Source organism: Ochrobactrum sp. C6C9, from assembly GCF_022627935.1.
Taxonomy (GTDB): Bacteria; Pseudomonadota; Alphaproteobacteria; order Rhizobiales; family Rhizobiaceae; genus Brucella; species Brucella teleogrylli.
On the sequence record NZ_JABXGB010000031.1, the window covers coordinates 22,883 to 38,000 of the forward strand.

Genomic DNA, 15,118 nt, shown 5'->3' on the forward strand with positions numbered 1-15,118 from the left:
TCAAGTCCGGCCTTGCAGATGGCGGGCCTTGCGCAATTGCGGGAACATGGCTGCCCAGATCATCGCGACGGCGATGGAGCCGACGCCGCCAATCACCACTGCCGGAACCGCACCCAGAGCCGCCGCCATCAGACCTGCGCGGAATTCGCCCAATTCGTTCGACGCGCCGACGAAAACCATATTCACGGCATTGACGCGTCCGCGCACATGATCCGGCGTCCAGAGTTGCATCAGCGTTTCACGGATGTAGACGCTGATCATATCGGCAGCACCGGCCAGCGCCAGTGCGACGACGGAAAGCCACGTCAGCGTTGAAACGCCAAAGATGATGTTGAACAGGCCGAAAAGCCCAACGAAGACGAACATCACCCGGCCTGCATGGTCGCGGATCGGATGACCGGCCAGCCAGATCGCGGTCAACACCGCGCCAATGCCGGGTGCGGAACGCAACAGGCCAAGCCCCCACGGACCAAGATCGAGAATATCGCGCGCATAGATCGGGAGCAGCGCCACCGTGCCGCCGAGCAGCACCGCAAAAAGGTCGAGCGAGATCGCGCCCAGCACGATCTTTTCCTTCCAGATATAGCGGAAGCCGGCGAGCATGCTCGACAGGGAACGCTGTTCTGCAAGCGTATGCTGCTTCGGCTTTGGTATCGAGAAGGTGAGGACCGCAGCCGCGATCAGAAAGACCGTGGCAATGCTGTAGGCTGCGACCGGCGAGATGCCGTAGAGCAGGCCGCCCGCGACGGGGCCAACGATGGTTGCGACCTGCCAGGCCGACGAATTCCAGGATACGGCATTGGCAAAATCCTCGGTCGGAACAAGGTTCACCACCAGCGATGCCGAGGATGGCCCGAGGAAGGCGCGGGCGATGCCGAATAGCAGGAGGCTCGCAAATACGGTCGCTGGCTCGAATAGCCCCGCAAGCGTCAGTGAGAGCAGCAGTCCTGTGACGACAGCTTCCAGAACCAGCGACAGGCCCATGATCAAGCGCCTGCCGAAACGGTCAGCCGTGGCCCCGGTTACGAGAACGAGCAGCAATGCAGGCAGAAACTGCATCAGCCCCACCATGCCCAGATTGAAGGCATCGCGGGTCTGGTCATAGATTTGCCAGCCGACCGAAACGCTGACGATCTGCACCGCAAAGGCGCTCAGAAAGCGTGCGCCCCAGTATTTTTTAAAAGATGAGTGGCGAAAAGCTGCGTAACGATCAGCAGAAGAAGCATCGGTTGAGGGAGACATTGCTCAAAACATCGCGAGGAAAGATAGGGGTTACTTACAGCATCCTTCCCATGATCGGAATCACTTTTTGGTGGCAATTGTGTCGGCAATTCCCGAAGCGGAAAGGACTTCAAGAAAAAGGGCGAAAAAAAAGGCCGACATGACGTCGGCCTAGTCGATCCGGGAGGGCGGATCAATCCTTGCCAAGCAGGCCTTTCCAGATGATCGCGCCGAGCGCTGCACCGATCAGCGGAGCAACCCAGAACAGCCAGAGCTGGCTGAGTGCAGCCGTTTCAGCGAAGAGCGCAACGCCGGTGGAGCGAGCCGGGTTAACCGACGTATTGGTCACCGGGATCGAGATCAGGTGGATCAGCGTCAGGCCGAGACCGATCGCGATGGGGGCAAAGCCAGCCGGTGCGATCGACGATGTCGAACCCAGAATGATGATGATGAAGAACGCCGTCAGGACGATTTCGATCAGCAGGGCCGAGGTCAGGCTATAGCCGCCCGGCGACAATTCGCCATAACCGTTGGAGGCGAAGCCGCCCGCCGTGAAACCGCTTTTCCCCGAAGCGATCAGATAGAGCACTGCCGCTGCGACAATGGCACCCAGAACCTGTGCGATCCAGTAGGGGATAAGATCCTTTGCCGGAAGCCTGCCGCCGATCACGAGACCGAGCGAAACAGCCGGATTGAAGTGGCCACCAGAAATGCCGCCCACAGCAAAAGCCATGGTCAGGACGGTGAGACCAAAAGCAAAGGCGACGCCCAGGAAGCCGATGCCAAGTTCAGGAAAAGCCGCAGCGAGCACCGCGCTGCCGCAGCCGCCGAAAACCAGCCAGAAAGTTCCGAAAAACTCAGCCGATAGTTTATTCAACATGGAAATCCCCAAGGTTGGTGTAGTGAAACTGGCCGAATGCGAATCAGATATCCAAAACTATATCCCTGTCATATTCTTCCGGCAATATTGTTGAAAACAAAGAATGGCGTCTATGCTTTGCTTCGTAGAACTATTTTAAAAGTAAATATCGAAAATTACCCCAATTATATTGTTGTTATTCGATAATATGATTGATAAGCACTTGAATTGATTAATGTAAATCATGTGCCCTACGGCTGAAGCGAAGGGCGAGCAGCAATGGCGCCCCGGAGGGCGTTGTCACCGGTCGTCGGCTGAATGACGCAATTGCGGGGTTGCTTGACCGCTGACTTCCATAGCCGGGTTATTGCGAAGGGGGCTGCATGCGCGTTATAAGCGAAGAGTAGGCACGGGGCAGGCCCGTAACCGAAGAACAGCCATTTTCAAAGGCTGTCGTAGAGCAGACAGGGAGTTTGCGGTTTGAACATGCATCCTAAGACCAGAGGATCGAGAATCTTTTGGGGTATCGCCATGGCGGTGCCGCTGGTTTCCGCTCTTTCCGGCTGCACGGCGACCGCATGGACGGAAAAGGTCAAGATCGACACCACGCCGCTACCGACCGAATGCGCGGGATGGCAGAAGATCGATCTCAAGCAGCGCACCACAATGGTTCTGCTGCGTCAGGATCCCAAGCTTATTGTCGAGATCGATTCTCACAATCTGAAGGGACGTAATCTCGGCTGCTGGCAGTAAGCGATCCAGCTTTTGAAACACGCGTCGGGGCTCAAGCCGGACGCGCCATCCTGATATCGACCTTCTCGATTGTGCCGCGCAGGGCGGGCAGCATCGTCTCGAAACGGATGTTTCTGCCGGGTTCGATGCTTGTGCGCACCGGTTCCAGCAGGCGTTCACGCTTTTGTCCGTCACGATAGGTGATGCTGACGATCAGAGCCGGTGGCGGCTGCGTTTCGTGGCTGTCATTCCTGATGCTGGCGCCCACATTCAGCACATTGCCTTCGGCGCGCTCTGCGATATTGCTGGTGATGTCGGTCACTTTCAACGCGGAAACGAGCGGCAGTGATGGCAATACGCTGGCGACGGCGTCCGACGACTTGCCTGTCATGATCGTATAGCCGCCCGCCATCCAGAAGGCGGTCGTGGCGCAAAAGGCCACCAGAACCCAATAGGCAACACTGGGGCCGCTCGCGGTTTCCGTCGCAATCGCCGGGCGTTGCTGTTTGCGGAAAAGGCTGAACCCCGGCAGCACATGCGGCGTGGCTGGCTTTCGACGTTCCGGCAGCACAGTTTCGAATTCGGCGTCCTCGACTTCGACAGCGGGCGCGTGACGCCAACCGGCAGACGTCGAGGCACGCTTATGGGCGCGCGCATGGTCTGCGGCGGGGGATCGCTTCGCCATCATGAAGTCATCTTCCTTTGCGTTTGCTCACTCATTCCAGCCCCATAGGCTGCCGCAAAATGGTTAATGCTTCGCTCGCGAATATTTTAACGGCCGAAACGGGTCCGATTTAACGCAAGATTAACCATAGAGGGTAAAGGTCGAACGGGTATTGATGCGCGACGCGTGAAGGCTTCGCGCGCGCGAAGAACAAAGAGAAACTGACCGGTGATACGTTTCGAGAATGTCGGGCTGAGATATGGAATGGGACCTGAAATCCTGAAGGATGTCAGTTTCCACATACCGCCGCGTTCATTCCAGTTTCTGACCGGCCCTTCGGGTGCCGGGAAGACGTCGCTCATGCGGCTGCTTTTCATGGCGCTGAAGCCGACACGCGGATTGATCAACGTGTTCGGCAACGACGTGGCGCGTCTCGACCATAAGCAGGTGCCGCTGCTGCGCCGCCGTATCGGCATTGTGTTTCAGGATTTCCGTCTGCTCGACCACATGACCACTTATGAGAATGTGGCGCTTCCGTTGCGGGTGCGCGGCAAGGAAGAAGCCACCTATCGGCATGAGGTGGAGGAACTTTTGCACTGGGTTGGCCTTGGTGACCGGATGGGCGTTCTCCCGCCGGTCCTGTCCGGTGGTGAAAAGCAGCGCGCCGCGATTGCGCGCGCGCTGATCGACCAGCCGGAACTGCTGTTGGCTGATGAGCCGACCGGCAATGTCGATCCGCCGCTCGCCAAGCGCCTGCTGCGCCTGTTCACGGAGCTTAATCGCTCGGGCACCGCTGTCATCATCGCGACGCACGACCTTTCCCTGATGGATCAGGTCAATGCGCGCCGCATGATTCTGGAACATGGGCGGCTCGATATCTATGAATAAGCCCCGCAGTGGTCGCCTAAACGGCTGGCAGAAAATTCTGGATGACCTCAAGGTTCGTTTCGAAGACCTGAAGGACATGGTTCTGGTGCGGGTCGGCAAACGCCGACAGCGCAAGGGGCCAAGCCCCATCGTGCCCGATGGCAGCGTCACCGGCACGGCTTTGGTGACCGTTATCGCGATCATGACCTTTCTCGCCTGCCTGACCATGGGCGGCGTTTCGCTGGTCCGCGCATCGGCTGCCGCCTGGCAGAGCCAGATTGCGCGCGAGGCGACCATCCAGATCCGTCCGGTCGAAGGGCAGGATATTGAAAAGGCCTTGCAACAGGCGAGCGATATCGCGCGCGGCTTTGCAGGCGTGAAGGCGACGAACATCATCGACAAGGATGCTACGGCGCGTCTGCTGGAACCCTGGCTTGGCAGCGGGCTCAACATTGACGAACTGCCGGTGCCGCGCCTTGTCGTGGTGACCATTGACGAAAGCGCGCCGCCAGATTTCGGCACCATGCGCGCGGAACTGACCCGCGCCATACCGGCAGCCAGTTTCGACGATCACCGGACTTGGGTGGACCGGCTGGTGTCGATGGCGCGAACCACGGTTCTGGTCGGCACGGCAGTTCTTTCGCTGGTGATCGCAGCCACCATTCTCACCGTCATTTTCGCCACGCGCGGCGCAATGTCCGGCAATAGCCACATCATCGAGGTTCTGCATTTCATCGGGGCGGAATCGAAATTCGTGGCGCGTGAATTCGAGTGGCATTTCTTCCGCACCGCGCTGAAAGGCGCGCTGTTCGGCGGTGCCGCCGCCATGCTGGTTTTCCTGATCTTTTCGTGGTGGGCTTCCCGCCATATGGCGACGCCGGAAGGCGATCAGGCCGCGGCGATGTTCGGGAACTTCGCCATCGGTCGCAGCGGCTATCTCGGCGCCGCCGCCATCATCATACTGGTCAGTGTCCTGACCATGCTGACCAGTCGCCTGACGGTTATTCGCCAGCTCGCAACCATGGATGGTCCGGGAGTGCGCTCCGAATGACAATCTTTTGGCCCAATACGCTCCGCCGCTCGCAAATTCCTGGTAGTTTTCCGAGTTATCGCCGCAATGCTGCGTATGATAGCCAGAGGAACAACGGGCGAATCGCGCACGCATTGGGCGGCGGATACCGGGCGAGTAACGATGCGGTGGCAAAGGGACAAACAGCGGAAGAGATGCGAGCGGGCGCCGTGGTCTGGCGACGCAGCCCCCCTGTTGTTGCCCCTTCATCCTTGCTGCTTGCGCCAGCCAGATTCCTGTGGTCTGTCATGATGCGCATGCTGAGACGTTTCCAACCCATTTCCATCGTACTTTTTGGCCTGCTTCTGGCTTTTCTCGTTGGCTTTGTCGCCTTCGGTGAGAAGGTGACGAGCATGACGCCGCCGGTGATCGATGAACCCGCCGACGCCATTGTGGTCCTGACCGGCGGTCAGTCCCGCATTCAGGCGGCGGTCGATCTGTTGCAGGAAAAACGCGGCAAGCGTCTGCTGATCAGCGGCGTGCATCCTTCCACGAATGAAAAATCGATACAGCGCGCCACCCATGCCGATCCGAGCCTGTTCGACTGCTGTGTCGATCTCGACCGTTCGGCACGCAACACCATCGGCAATGCCGAGGAAAGCGAACACTGGATTCGCAACAACGGTTATAACCGGGTGATCGTCGTGACGAACAATTACCATATGCCGCGCAGCATTCTGGAAATGTCCTACCGGATGAAGGACGTGGAATTCGTGCCCTATCCGGTGGTGAACACCGAGGGGCGCGGGCAAAGCTGGGTTGCCGAGGGTGACACGCTGCGCGTATTGTTCGTGGAATATGTCAAATATCTGGGCGCGGTCGTGCGCGTCGGTACGTCGGAGATTTTCGGCTTCGACATCCTGAACGGCGTCGCCGGTCAGAAAATCAATCGGTAACAAACAGCAAATTCCTGACAATCGGTCACTGTTTTCTGTATGGAAAACGGGGCAGTTCCTGATATACGAGTGCCCGAGATTTCGGAAAGCGAAGGTCTGACAGTTTTTCGAGATTGTGTCTCTCTCTACGGGACGTGCTCTAGCCGGGACATTCGCCGACACGATGCTTCTCTATCTGCGTTCAATCCTCTTCAATGCGGCGTTTTACATCTGCACGCTGGTTCAGATGATCGTCTATACGCCGTTCTATTTCCTGCTGCCGCGCAAGAAGGCCTGGATCGTGCCGAAGCTGTGGGCGCGGGTCAATCTCAAGCTCCAGAAGATCATTGCCGGGACGGATTACGTCATTGAAGGTCTCGATAATATTCCAGAGGGCGCCTATATCTGCGCGCCCAAGCACCAGTCGGCCTGGGATACCTATGCGTTCCTGCCCTATCTGGATGATCCGGTTCTGATCCTGAAGCGCGAATTGATGCGCATTCCGCTGTTCGGCTGGTACGTCGCTAAAATGGAGATGATCCCGGTGGATCGCGGATCGCGCGTCAAGGCGCTGCATTCGATCACCAAGGGCGCGGAAAAGGCCATTGCCGAAGGGCGTCAGATCCTGATCTATCCTGAAGGCACCCGCCGCGCGCCCGGTGCGCCGCCGCAATATAAATACGGCATCGTGCATCTTTACGATGCGCTGAACCTGCCGGTCTTGCCGATTGCCCATAATGCCGGGCTTTACTGGCCGCGCCGCAAGTTTCTGCGCTTTCCGGGCACCATTCGGTGCCGCGTCCTGCCGCCCATTCCGCCGGGGCTTGAAAAGGAAGAATTTCTGCGCCGCCTGATCGAAACCACCGAAACGGCCTGCGACGAGCTTCTGGTTGCGGCAAGCCGCGACCCCAACCCACCCCCGATGCCACCGACAGCTGTGGACCGCCTGAAGGAACTGGGTGTTTCACCGCGCAGTTAAATGCCCGACATCCTTCCGGCTGTACATGAGCTAAACGACAATTAGTCGCGTTTTATTGAACTTTCGTTTTTCTTGCACGGAAACATGAAACCCGTTATCAGAGCGCGACACGAAAGGACCCATCATGAATATTGATGCCATTTCCATCGGAACCAATCCTCCCGAAGACGTCAACGTCATCATCGAAGTTCCGGTCGGCGGCCAGCCGATCAAGTACGAGATGGACAAGAAGTCCGGGGCTCTGATCGTTGACCGTTTTCTCTACACGCCGATGACCTATCCGGGCAATTACGGTTTCGTACCGCACACGCTCTCGGAAGACGGCGATCCGATCGACGTTCTCGTCTGCAACACCCGTCCGCTGGTGCCGGGTTCTGTGATCAATGTCCGCCCGATCGGCGTTCTGGTCATGGAAGACAATTCCGGCAAGGACGAAAAGATCATCGCCGTTCCGTCGCCGCACCTGACGCGCCGTTACGAGAAGATCCACGACTATACCGATATGCCGGAAATCACGCTGAAGCAGATCGCGCATTTCTTCGAGCATTACAAGGATCTGGAACCCGGCAAGTGGGTCAAGATCGGTGACTGGGGCGATGAAGACTACGCTCGCAAGTTCATCGTTGAAGCGATCGAACGCGCCAAGGGCAAGTAATCGCCTGTTTCATGAGTTGAGTTCAAAACAAAAGCGCCCGATGATCCATCGGGCGCTTTTGTTTTTGGTGTTTGCTGTGCCGGTCAGAGGAAGAGCGGCAGCAGCGTCGTCCACATGAACTGGCGGATGAAGAAGATAATCAACAGCAGGACAATCGGCGAAATGTCGATGCCGCCGAGATTGGGCAGGAGATTACGGATCGGGCGCAGAACCGGCTCGGTTACCTTGTAGAGAAACTCTCCGACCGAGGCCACGAAGCGATTGCCGGAATTGACGACATTGAACGCATAGAGCCACGAATAAATGGCGCTGGCGATGATGATCCACGTATAGATGTCGAGCGCCAGGTCAATGGTGCGGAACAATGCTATCATGAGTGTCTGTCTCCTTGACGATTGGCCGAGATGTAGCGATTGCTTCGATTGAGGACAAGTGCCCGATAGGCTGCCGGCTCAATTTTCGTGCTTGAGGCACTGGATCGGCCCTTCTCTTTGCTCTGCCGGACAATGCCCTGATATGCCATCGGTGTTGCTATGCTTTGTAATAAATGGCAAGTGAGCTTAACAGTGCTGACCGGTGTTTGGCTGAACGGATAAAACGACAATGGATATTTCAGAAAATAGTCGCGATCCTTATAAGGACCGCAAAAGCATCGAGTTTTCCTTCCGTGCCAAACGGTTCGCCCATATCCGCAAATTGATCGAGGCGGCACTTGCCGAAAAGCCGGAAGGCGAAAAAGTTGAAATCCTCGATCTCGGCGGGTCGGAAAAATATTGGCTGATCGGCGAAGACTTCATCGAAGCCAACCGCGACCGCCTGCATTTCACGCTGATCAATCCTGAAAAGCAGGAAGAGAAAGATACGGGAACCTTCACGTTTCTGGTCGGCGACGCGACCGATCCGGCGCTTTTTGCGGGGCGGACTTTCGACGTGGTTCATTCCAACTCGGTTATCGAACATGTCGGCGACTGGGCGGCCATCACACGCTTTGCGGAAAATACCCGCAGGCTCGGCAAGCGCTATTACATGCAGACGCCCAATTACTGGTTCCCTTATGAGCCGCATTTCCGCTTTATCGGTTTTCAGTGGCTGCCGGTGGCGGTGCGCATCTGGCTGATGACCAAGATGCGGCTCGGCTTTTTCGAGCGTCAGAAAAGCGCCGACGATGCCCGTTTTCATGTGGAATCGATCCGGCTTTTGACCACGGGACAGGTGCGTAAGCTCTTCCCGGATGGGCGGATCGAATTTGAGAAGATTGCCGGACTGGCGAAGTCCATTCTCGCGATCAGGGATTGATCAGTCGAAATCACGCGGTGGGTGTGATTTCGCGGCAATCAGGCTGCCGACATGCTCAAGCGCGTGATCGCGTACGCGCATATCGCGCAGATGTTTCAGCGTGTTGGCGACATAGTCGATATTCGCGCCGGATTCGCCATGCGCGGATGCAACAATCGCAGCCGCGTCCTCGGCCTTGAGCGCGCCCGCATATTGCACATGGCGGCGGTCGGCCACATAGACCAGTCCCTGAACATCGCGCCCGTCATGGAGGCGCAGCCGTAACCTTTTTTCGTGGTAGACATTGTTCGACATTTCGCGTTCGCGCAGATAGACCATCACCTCGTCGGTCATCTCGCCCGGAACGCGGAACGCCATGCCAAGGCAGGAGCCGCCCGCGTCGAGACCAAGCACCAGTCCGGGGTGGTCGGGCGAGCCGCGATGAAAATGCGAATAGATGCACAAGCTGCGACGATAGCCGTGCAGGCGGGCGCGAACGGTCTCCACATGCGCGAAGCCGGGCCGCCACATTAGCGAGCCGTAGCCGAAAACCCAGAAATCACTCGTCCGCTTTGCATCGATATGGTGTGTCATGATGGTATAATATTTGCCGTCTTGTGACCGATTTCCATGGGTAATTGATGGATATCCCTCGTTTTTTCTGAAGCGCCACTTCACAAGACTCAATCCTGCCATAATATGGCCAAGAGTGAGGTTGAGCAAAACATTGTATCGAAAGATGCGTCGCTGGCGGCTCTGCTGCTTCTCAGGCTCAACTCTCTGACCGACATAAGGTTTTTCGATGGTGCATCCCGGGACGGAAGCTGGAACGAAACAACGGAAGTCCAGAAAGCGATCTATTGCGCTTGGCATTTTCCTGATCGTTCTCGTCGCTGCCTACACTGCCGGGTGGTTCTATGTGGCCGACCGCCTGCAAACGCGCGCCACCGCGGATATGGCAAAGCTGTCCGCTCAGGGCATTGGCGTGCGCTGCGAGGATCTGCGCACAAGCGGCTATCCGCTTCGTGTCAATGTGGTCTGCGACAGCATTTCCTGGCAGAAGCCCAGCGCCGGTATGGCCTTTCGCGCAGGGCGTTTCACCTCCGGCTCGCCGATCTATGCGCCGCGCTCGCTCAGCAATGATCTGACAGGACCTGCCTTTATCGAATTTCCGGGTCTTCAACCGCTTGAAGTGAGCTGGAGCCGGTTCAGCTCCAACACCCGGCTTGCCCGCCCATTCCCGACCGAGATTGCGCTTGAAGCGCGCGACATCGTGGTCGGTCGCCGCACGGAAACCACGACGACGGAGCCGCTCAGCAGTCTGGAACAGATGGATTTCAGCATGAGCGCCGTCGATGGCGCGCTGAAACTGGCAGGCCGCTTTGCCGGGCTGAAGCTTGCAGCCCCGGTGATCGGCAATGCCAAGAGCCCCGAGATCGACGGCGTTGCCGATATCGAGATTGCCGATGCTGCCACACTGCTGGCGTCGGGATCTTCCGACTTCAGCCAGCGTCTGCGCGGCCATAGCGGCACGATCCATCAGGCATTTCTCTCCATGCCCAATGGGGCGATGGTGACGCTGACCGGTCCGTTTTCCGTCGATGACAATGGGCTGATCAACGCCGATGTGAAGCTGACACTCGTCAATGCGCAATCGCTGGCGCAGGCTGGCCAGACGGTTTTCCCGGAGCAGGGCAGCAATATCGCCACCATCCTCTTCGCGCTATCAGCCATGCCGAAAGACGAAAACGGCAATCCCACGCTGGAGATTGCCGTTCGCAAGGGCAGAGCCAATGCCGGGTTCATTCCGCTTGGGCGGTTACCGGCGCTTTAGGGGAGTAAGGGAATAGGGGAATAGGGGAGTATGTTTTTACTGCCCTATCTATTGCCTTACTTCTTTTCGTTGGTGCGCGTCGCAGCATGACGGCCAAAGTCTGGCGCATCCACTTCCTGACCCGCATCGATAATGCCACGGCGCACCGCACGCGTGCGCGTGAAGAGGTCGAACAAGGCCTCTCCGTCGCCCCAGCGGATCGAGCGTTGCAGCGAGGCCAAATCTTCCGAAAAGCGTCCGAGCATTTCAAGGATAGCGTCCTTGTTGTGCAGGCACACGTCACGCCACATGGTCGGGTCTGATGCCGCCAGACGCGTGAAGTCACGGAAACCGGATGCGGAATATTTGATGACTTCCGATTTTGTCACCTGCTCCAGATCGCTGGCGGTGCCGACGATGTTGTAGGCGATGATATGCGGCAGATGCGAGACGATGGCCAGCACCAGATCATGGTGCTGCGGGTCCATATGGTCGAGCCGCGAACCGCAGGCCGTCCAGAAGGCCGTAAGCTTTTCCAGCGCCGCTTCATCCGTGTCGGGAAGGGGCGTGAGGATGCACCAGCGATTGTTGAACAGCTCTGCAAAGCCTGCGTCCGGGCCGGAATATTCCGTTCCCGCTAGCGGGTGGCCCGGAATGAAATGCACATTGGCGGGCAGTTCCGGCTGCATCTGTGCAATGACGGAAGCTTTCGTCGAGCCGACATCGGTGACGATGGCGCCCGGCTTCAGGCTGCCAGCGATCTGCTTTGCGACGGTGCCGGACGAACCGACCGGTACCGAGACGATCACCAGATCGGCTTCCCTGACCGCTTCGGCGCTGTCGGTGGTGTAGCTGTCGCCGAGGTTCAGTTCCTCGGCGCGCTTCAGGGTTTCGGCGCTGCGGGTTGCAATTGCGATATGGTTGGCAAGGCCTTCGCGACGGATGACGCGCGCCAGCGACGAACCGATGAGACCGATACCGATCAGCGCGATTTTATCAAAATGGATCGTGGACATTGATCTTACTTTAAAAACTCAGTGAGTGCGGCGACTACGCCGCGATTGGCTTCTTCCGGTCCGACGGTCATGCGCAGCGCGTTGGGGAAACCGTATCCGCCAACACGGCGCAGAATATAACCGCGCTTGGAAAGCCACTCATCCGCCTTGTCTGCCGAGTGTGCGGCGTCTTCGGGGAAATGGATCAGAAGGAAGTTCGTGACCGAAGGCGTCACCCGCAGGCCGAGCTTGGTGAACTCATCCGTCAGCCAGGACAGCCACTTGTCGTTATAGGCGACCGACTTTTCGACATGGTTGCGGTCGCGAATGGCGGCCGCACCGGCGGCAATCGCTGCCGAATTCATGTTGAACGGGCCGCGAATGCGATTGACTGCGTCGATCACATGGGCGGGCGCATACATCCAGCCGATTCGCAGACCCGGAAGGCCGTGGATCTTCGAGAAGGTGCGGGTCATCACGACATTCTCGTTCGACGAAACGAGTTCGAGACCGGCCTCATAATCGTTGCGGCGCACATATTCGGCATAGGCAGCATCGAGGATGAGAAGGACATGCTTCGGCAGGCCCGCATGCAAACGGCGCACTTCCTCGAAAGGCAGATAAGTGCCGGTCGGATTGGCCGGATTGGCGATGAAGACAACCTTGGTGCGCGGCGTAATGCCAGCAAGAATGGCATCCACGTCGATGCGCGCATTGCTTTCCTTCACGGTTACCGGTGTTGCACCGGCTGCCAGCGTCTGGATCTTGTAAACGGCAAAGCCATGCTCGGTGATGACGGCTTCATCGCCCGGCGCAAGATAAGTCTGGCAGAGCAGGCCCAACAACTCATCCGAACCATTGCCGCACAGGATATTGCCAATGTTCAGCCCTTGCGTTTCGGCAATAGCTTCACGCAGCGCGAGCGCCTGTCCGTCGGGATAAAGTTCCAGCTTTTCGCCCGCGTATCGATAGGCCTCCACCGCATGGGGGCTGGGGCCGATCGGGGTCTCGTTGGAGGAGAGCTTATAGACCTTGGCAACGCCTTCCACATGTTCCTTGCCGGGCACGTAGGCTGCGATGTTGAGCAGGCCGGCCTTGGGCTGGGGACGGGAAAGGTTTTGCTGATCGGTCATGATTTTGGCTCCGCCAAAAGAACAGTGTTGCTTTATGGGACGCTCAAGGGATTTGAGCCCCGATGCGACATAAACCGCCATGGGCGCGAAGTCGAGAAAAACCTTGTTTTATGGGGGTTGAGCAAATCCCGAAAAGTGCGAAGCGGTTTTCGGACAAGATGTGCGTCAGAGTAAATATGTAGAGCCGATCTAATGTAATCAGATGGGCTCTAGGCGTCAGACTCTTGTTTGGCCTTGCGCAGTCCGCTGACCGGGGTTCCAAGCACCGGCACGAAAACACGCCGCGACGAGCGCTGCGCAACCGGCAGACCCTGATAGAGACGTTTCTGGGCTTCCACCACCAACACGCCTGAGAAAAGCGGCCACAGCCGCCGCCCCAGACCTTCGATTGCCAGACAAGGCCGCATCATCCAGCGCCGCGTGGCGGGTGGGAAATGCAGGGCGTCGCTGACGGTGTTGACCGTGAAATTGGCTTCGCGCAGCAGGGTGGAAAGCTGGTCGCGGCTGTAAGGCCGCCCGCTGCCGAAAGGCGTATGTTCGAAGCGGGCCCAGACGCCACGGCGGTTGGGCACAACGATCACCAGCCGCCCGTTGGGCGCCAGTACGCGCCACATTTCCTTCAGCGTTTCCGGTGCGCTTTCGGCATATTCCAACGCATGGACCATCAGGATGCGGTCGATGGAGGAATCCGGCAGCGGCAATTCTTCATCGAAGACCAAAGCCGTGGTGGATTTGTCCGCCGAAGGCCAGGCGATCGCGCCCTGTCCGGCTGGCATGAAGGCAAAAGTGCGTTCCGTATCGGCGCTGAACCGGTCGAGATAGGGCAGGCTGTAGCCCATGCCGATGAGCCGTTCGCCCGGAACACGTTCCCAAAGACCGGCAATCGCCATGCGTATGGCGCGCTCGGCCAAATGACCAAGTGTCGTGTCGTAAAAGGAGCGCAGTTCGATAATGTCCGGATGCATGCGGGCACGCTATATCAAATCCTGTCATCGGGGAATGGATATAAGAGCCTGTTCCAAAAGTCGCCCTGTGTGGCTGCAAATGGCAATTTTCTCCATTCCGGTGCTCTCGTACCAATAGTACGCTCCGCTCCGGTACTCGAAAATCACCATTTTCGCACACACATGCCGCTTTTTGTTTCAGGCTCTAAGCCTGGGCTTGTTGACAGGCGGGGTGCATTTTCTTCAAACCGTGCTATAGAGCGTGCCTTCTGCAGGAAAGCGCATCCCGAAAAGCCTGAAAAGGCTTTCGGTGGCCCATGAGCAAAGCAAACGATCAGGAGAGAACCGGCAATGCCAGAAGTCGGCGGCAAGACGATAGAAATTCTATTCAGCCCGGAAGATATTGCCGGTCGCAATCTTGAACTGGCGAAGGCTATTGCCGAACGCAAGTTTCACAATCTGCTGACGATTTCCATTCTCAAGGGCTCGTTCATTTTCGCAGCCGACCTCATCCGTGCCATGCATGATGCGGGCGTGGAACCGGATGTCGAATTCATCACGGTGTCCAGTTATGGCAAGGGCACGACCAGTACGGAAGTTCGCCTGCTGCGCGATATCGACAGCGAAGTGCGTGACCGCGATGTGCTGCTGATCGACGATATTCTGGAATCTGGCAAGACGCTCAAATTCGTCCGCGAACTGATGCTGGAACGTGGCGCGCGCAGCGTCAGTATTGCCGTCCTGCTGGACAAGAGCGTGCGGCGCAAGGTCGATCTGGAAGCTGATTTTGTCGCCTTCGAATGCCCGGATTATTTTGTCGTCGGCTATGGCATGGACGTAGCCCATTCGTTCCGGCAGTTGCCCTATGTCGGACACGTCAAGGATTGAGCGGCAAATTCGTGATGCCGGGCTGCAAAGAGCGCTTTTCTGTGCCCCGGTGCTCACGTACCCTTAAGTACGCTCCGCTCCGTTGCTCGAAAATCACTCTTTTCGCCACGGCCTGACGAATTTGCAACCGTCGTACGAGTTCGTTGAGC

Annotated in this window: 17 protein-coding genes; 9 read left to right on the forward strand and 8 right to left on the reverse strand. The window is 57.7% G+C overall.

Going from position 1 to position 15,118, the window contains the following annotated elements:
- The gene (locus HWD97_RS20410; RefSeq protein WP_109369921.1) at positions 1-1,242 is read right to left on the reverse strand and encodes an MFS transporter; all 1,242 of its coding nucleotides are present in this window, start codon (positions 1,240-1,242) and stop codon (positions 1-3) included.
- A gap of 172 nt (positions 1,243-1,414) precedes the next feature.
- Positions 1,415-2,101, reverse strand: a complete 687-nt coding sequence (gene aqpZ, locus HWD97_RS20415; protein ID WP_109369920.1) for an aquaporin Z — start codon at positions 2,099-2,101, stop codon at positions 1,415-1,417.
- 465 nt (positions 2,102-2,566) lie between these two features.
- Here aqpZ and HWD97_RS20420 point away from each other — a divergent pair, with 465 nt between their 5' ends.
- A complete protein-coding gene (locus HWD97_RS20420) occupies positions 2,567-2,833 on the forward strand; it encodes a hypothetical protein (RefSeq protein ID WP_109369919.1) in 267 nt (88 codons plus the stop codon).
- Between the two features lie 31 nt (positions 2,834-2,864).
- Here the strand turns inward: HWD97_RS20420 and HWD97_RS20425 are convergent, their stop codons facing one another.
- Positions 2,865-3,500, reverse strand: a complete 636-nt coding sequence (locus HWD97_RS20425; RefSeq protein ID WP_371835488.1) for a hypothetical protein — start codon at positions 3,498-3,500, stop codon at positions 2,865-2,867.
- A gap of 240 nt (positions 3,501-3,740) precedes the next feature.
- Between HWD97_RS20425 and ftsE the strand changes: the two genes are divergently transcribed.
- The 5 genes from ftsE (at position 3,741) to ppa (ending at position 7,921) form a co-directional block, all read left to right on the forward strand.
- The gene (gene ftsE, locus HWD97_RS20430; protein WP_210261380.1) at positions 3,741-4,364 is read left to right on the forward strand and encodes a cell division ATP-binding protein FtsE; all 624 of its coding nucleotides are present in this window, start codon (positions 3,741-3,743) and stop codon (positions 4,362-4,364) included.
- Positions 4,357-5,394 carry an ABC transporter permease gene (locus tag HWD97_RS20435; protein WP_109369916.1) on the forward strand — a complete coding sequence of 346 codons (1,038 nt, stop codon included), beginning with the start codon at positions 4,357-4,359 and terminating at the stop codon, positions 5,392-5,394. Before ftsE ends, HWD97_RS20435 begins: the two co-directional genes overlap by 8 nt.
- Complete coding sequence (locus HWD97_RS20440) at positions 5,391-6,308, forward strand: YdcF family protein (RefSeq protein ID WP_109369915.1); 918 nt, start codon at positions 5,391-5,393, stop codon at positions 6,306-6,308. Before HWD97_RS20435 ends, HWD97_RS20440 begins: the two co-directional genes overlap by 4 nt.
- Before the next feature lie 163 nt (positions 6,309-6,471).
- Positions 6,472-7,266 carry a 1-acyl-sn-glycerol-3-phosphate acyltransferase gene (locus HWD97_RS20445; RefSeq protein ID WP_109369914.1) on the forward strand — a complete coding sequence of 265 codons (795 nt, stop codon included), beginning with the start codon at positions 6,472-6,474 and terminating at the stop codon, positions 7,264-7,266.
- Positions 7,267-7,390: 124 nt separating this feature from the next.
- Positions 7,391-7,921: an inorganic diphosphatase gene (ppa, locus tag HWD97_RS20450; RefSeq protein WP_078337519.1), complete on the forward strand. Its 531-nt coding sequence runs from the start codon at positions 7,391-7,393 to the stop codon at positions 7,919-7,921.
- Positions 7,922-8,004: 83 nt separating this feature from the next.
- Here the strand turns inward: ppa and HWD97_RS20455 are convergent, their stop codons facing one another.
- Complete coding sequence (locus HWD97_RS20455) at positions 8,005-8,295, reverse strand: YggT family protein (RefSeq protein ID WP_109369913.1); 291 nt, start codon at positions 8,293-8,295, stop codon at positions 8,005-8,007.
- Positions 8,296-8,524: 229 nt separating this feature from the next.
- Between HWD97_RS20455 and HWD97_RS20460 the strand changes: the two genes are divergently transcribed.
- Entirely contained in the window at positions 8,525-9,217 is a 693-nt protein-coding gene (locus tag HWD97_RS20460; protein ID WP_109369912.1) for a methyltransferase domain-containing protein, read from the forward strand.
- Here the strand turns inward: HWD97_RS20460 and HWD97_RS20465 are convergent, their stop codons facing one another.
- Complete coding sequence (locus tag HWD97_RS20465; RefSeq protein WP_109369911.1) at positions 9,218-9,790, reverse strand: gamma-glutamylcyclotransferase; 573 nt, start codon at positions 9,788-9,790, stop codon at positions 9,218-9,220.
- 208 nt (positions 9,791-9,998) lie between these two features.
- Here HWD97_RS20465 and HWD97_RS20470 point away from each other — a divergent pair, with 208 nt between their 5' ends.
- Complete coding sequence (locus HWD97_RS20470) at positions 9,999-11,030, forward strand: DUF2125 domain-containing protein (protein ID WP_109369910.1); 1,032 nt, start codon at positions 9,999-10,001, stop codon at positions 11,028-11,030.
- 56 nt (positions 11,031-11,086) lie between these two features.
- Here the strand turns inward: HWD97_RS20470 and HWD97_RS20475 are convergent, their stop codons facing one another.
- From HWD97_RS20475 to HWD97_RS20485, 3 genes are all read right to left on the reverse strand, one after another.
- On the reverse strand, positions 11,087-12,025 hold the full coding sequence (locus tag HWD97_RS20475) for a prephenate/arogenate dehydrogenase family protein (RefSeq protein ID WP_109369909.1): 939 nt from the start codon (positions 12,023-12,025) through the stop codon (positions 11,087-11,089).
- Positions 12,026-12,030: 5 nt separating this feature from the next.
- Positions 12,031-13,137 (reverse strand): histidinol-phosphate transaminase, encoded by a 1,107-nt coding sequence (hisC, locus tag HWD97_RS20480; RefSeq protein WP_109369908.1) that lies wholly within the window; start codon positions 13,135-13,137, stop codon positions 12,031-12,033.
- Between the two features lie 209 nt (positions 13,138-13,346).
- Positions 13,347-14,102 (reverse strand): class I SAM-dependent methyltransferase, encoded by a 756-nt coding sequence (locus HWD97_RS20485; RefSeq protein WP_109369907.1) that lies wholly within the window; start codon positions 14,100-14,102, stop codon positions 13,347-13,349.
- Between the two features lie 330 nt (positions 14,103-14,432).
- Between HWD97_RS20485 and hpt the strand changes: the two genes are divergently transcribed.
- Positions 14,433-14,969, forward strand: coding sequence for a hypoxanthine phosphoribosyltransferase (gene hpt, locus HWD97_RS20490; protein WP_124915119.1), 537 nt, complete (start codon positions 14,433-14,435; stop codon positions 14,967-14,969).
- Positions 14,970-15,118: the final 149 nt, after the last annotated feature.

Coding starts and splice junctions, on each gene's coding strand:
- HWD97_RS20455 (WP_109369913.1), bottom strand. CDS start 8,295: ATGATAGCATTGTTCCGCACCATTGACCTGGCGCTCGACATCTATACG.
- ftsE (WP_210261380.1), top strand. CDS start 3,741: ATGGGACCTGAAATCCTGAAGGATGTCAGTTTCCACATACCGCCGCGT.
- HWD97_RS20485 (WP_109369907.1), bottom strand. CDS start 14,102: ATGCATCCGGACATTATCGAACTGCGCTCCTTTTACGACACGACACTT.
- HWD97_RS20475 (WP_109369909.1), bottom strand. CDS start 12,025: ATGTCCACGATCCATTTTGATAAAATCGCGCTGATCGGTATCGGTCTC.
- hpt (WP_124915119.1), top strand. CDS start 14,433: ATGCCAGAAGTCGGCGGCAAGACGATAGAAATTCTATTCAGCCCGGAA.
- HWD97_RS20445 (WP_109369914.1), top strand. CDS start 6,472: ATGCTTCTCTATCTGCGTTCAATCCTCTTCAATGCGGCGTTTTACATC.
- hisC (WP_109369908.1), bottom strand. CDS start 13,137: ATGACCGATCAGCAAAACCTTTCCCGTCCCCAGCCCAAGGCCGGCCTG.
- HWD97_RS20460 (WP_109369912.1), top strand. CDS start 8,525: ATGGATATTTCAGAAAATAGTCGCGATCCTTATAAGGACCGCAAAAGC.
- HWD97_RS20425 (WP_371835488.1), bottom strand. CDS start 3,500: ATGATGGCGAAGCGATCCCCCGCCGCAGACCATGCGCGCGCCCATAAG.
- HWD97_RS20435 (WP_109369916.1), top strand. CDS start 4,357: ATGAATAAGCCCCGCAGTGGTCGCCTAAACGGCTGGCAGAAAATTCTG.
- HWD97_RS20420 (WP_109369919.1), top strand. CDS start 2,567: ATGCATCCTAAGACCAGAGGATCGAGAATCTTTTGGGGTATCGCCATG.
- ppa (WP_078337519.1), top strand. CDS start 7,391: ATGAATATTGATGCCATTTCCATCGGAACCAATCCTCCCGAAGACGTC.
- HWD97_RS20465 (WP_109369911.1), bottom strand. CDS start 9,790: ATGACACACCATATCGATGCAAAGCGGACGAGTGATTTCTGGGTTTTC.
- HWD97_RS20410 (WP_109369921.1), bottom strand. CDS start 1,242: ATGTCTCCCTCAACCGATGCTTCTTCTGCTGATCGTTACGCAGCTTTT.
- HWD97_RS20440 (WP_109369915.1), top strand. CDS start 5,391: ATGACAATCTTTTGGCCCAATACGCTCCGCCGCTCGCAAATTCCTGGT.
- HWD97_RS20470 (WP_109369910.1), top strand. CDS start 9,999: ATGGTGCATCCCGGGACGGAAGCTGGAACGAAACAACGGAAGTCCAGA.
- aqpZ (WP_109369920.1), bottom strand. CDS start 2,101: ATGTTGAATAAACTATCGGCTGAGTTTTTCGGAACTTTCTGGCTGGTT.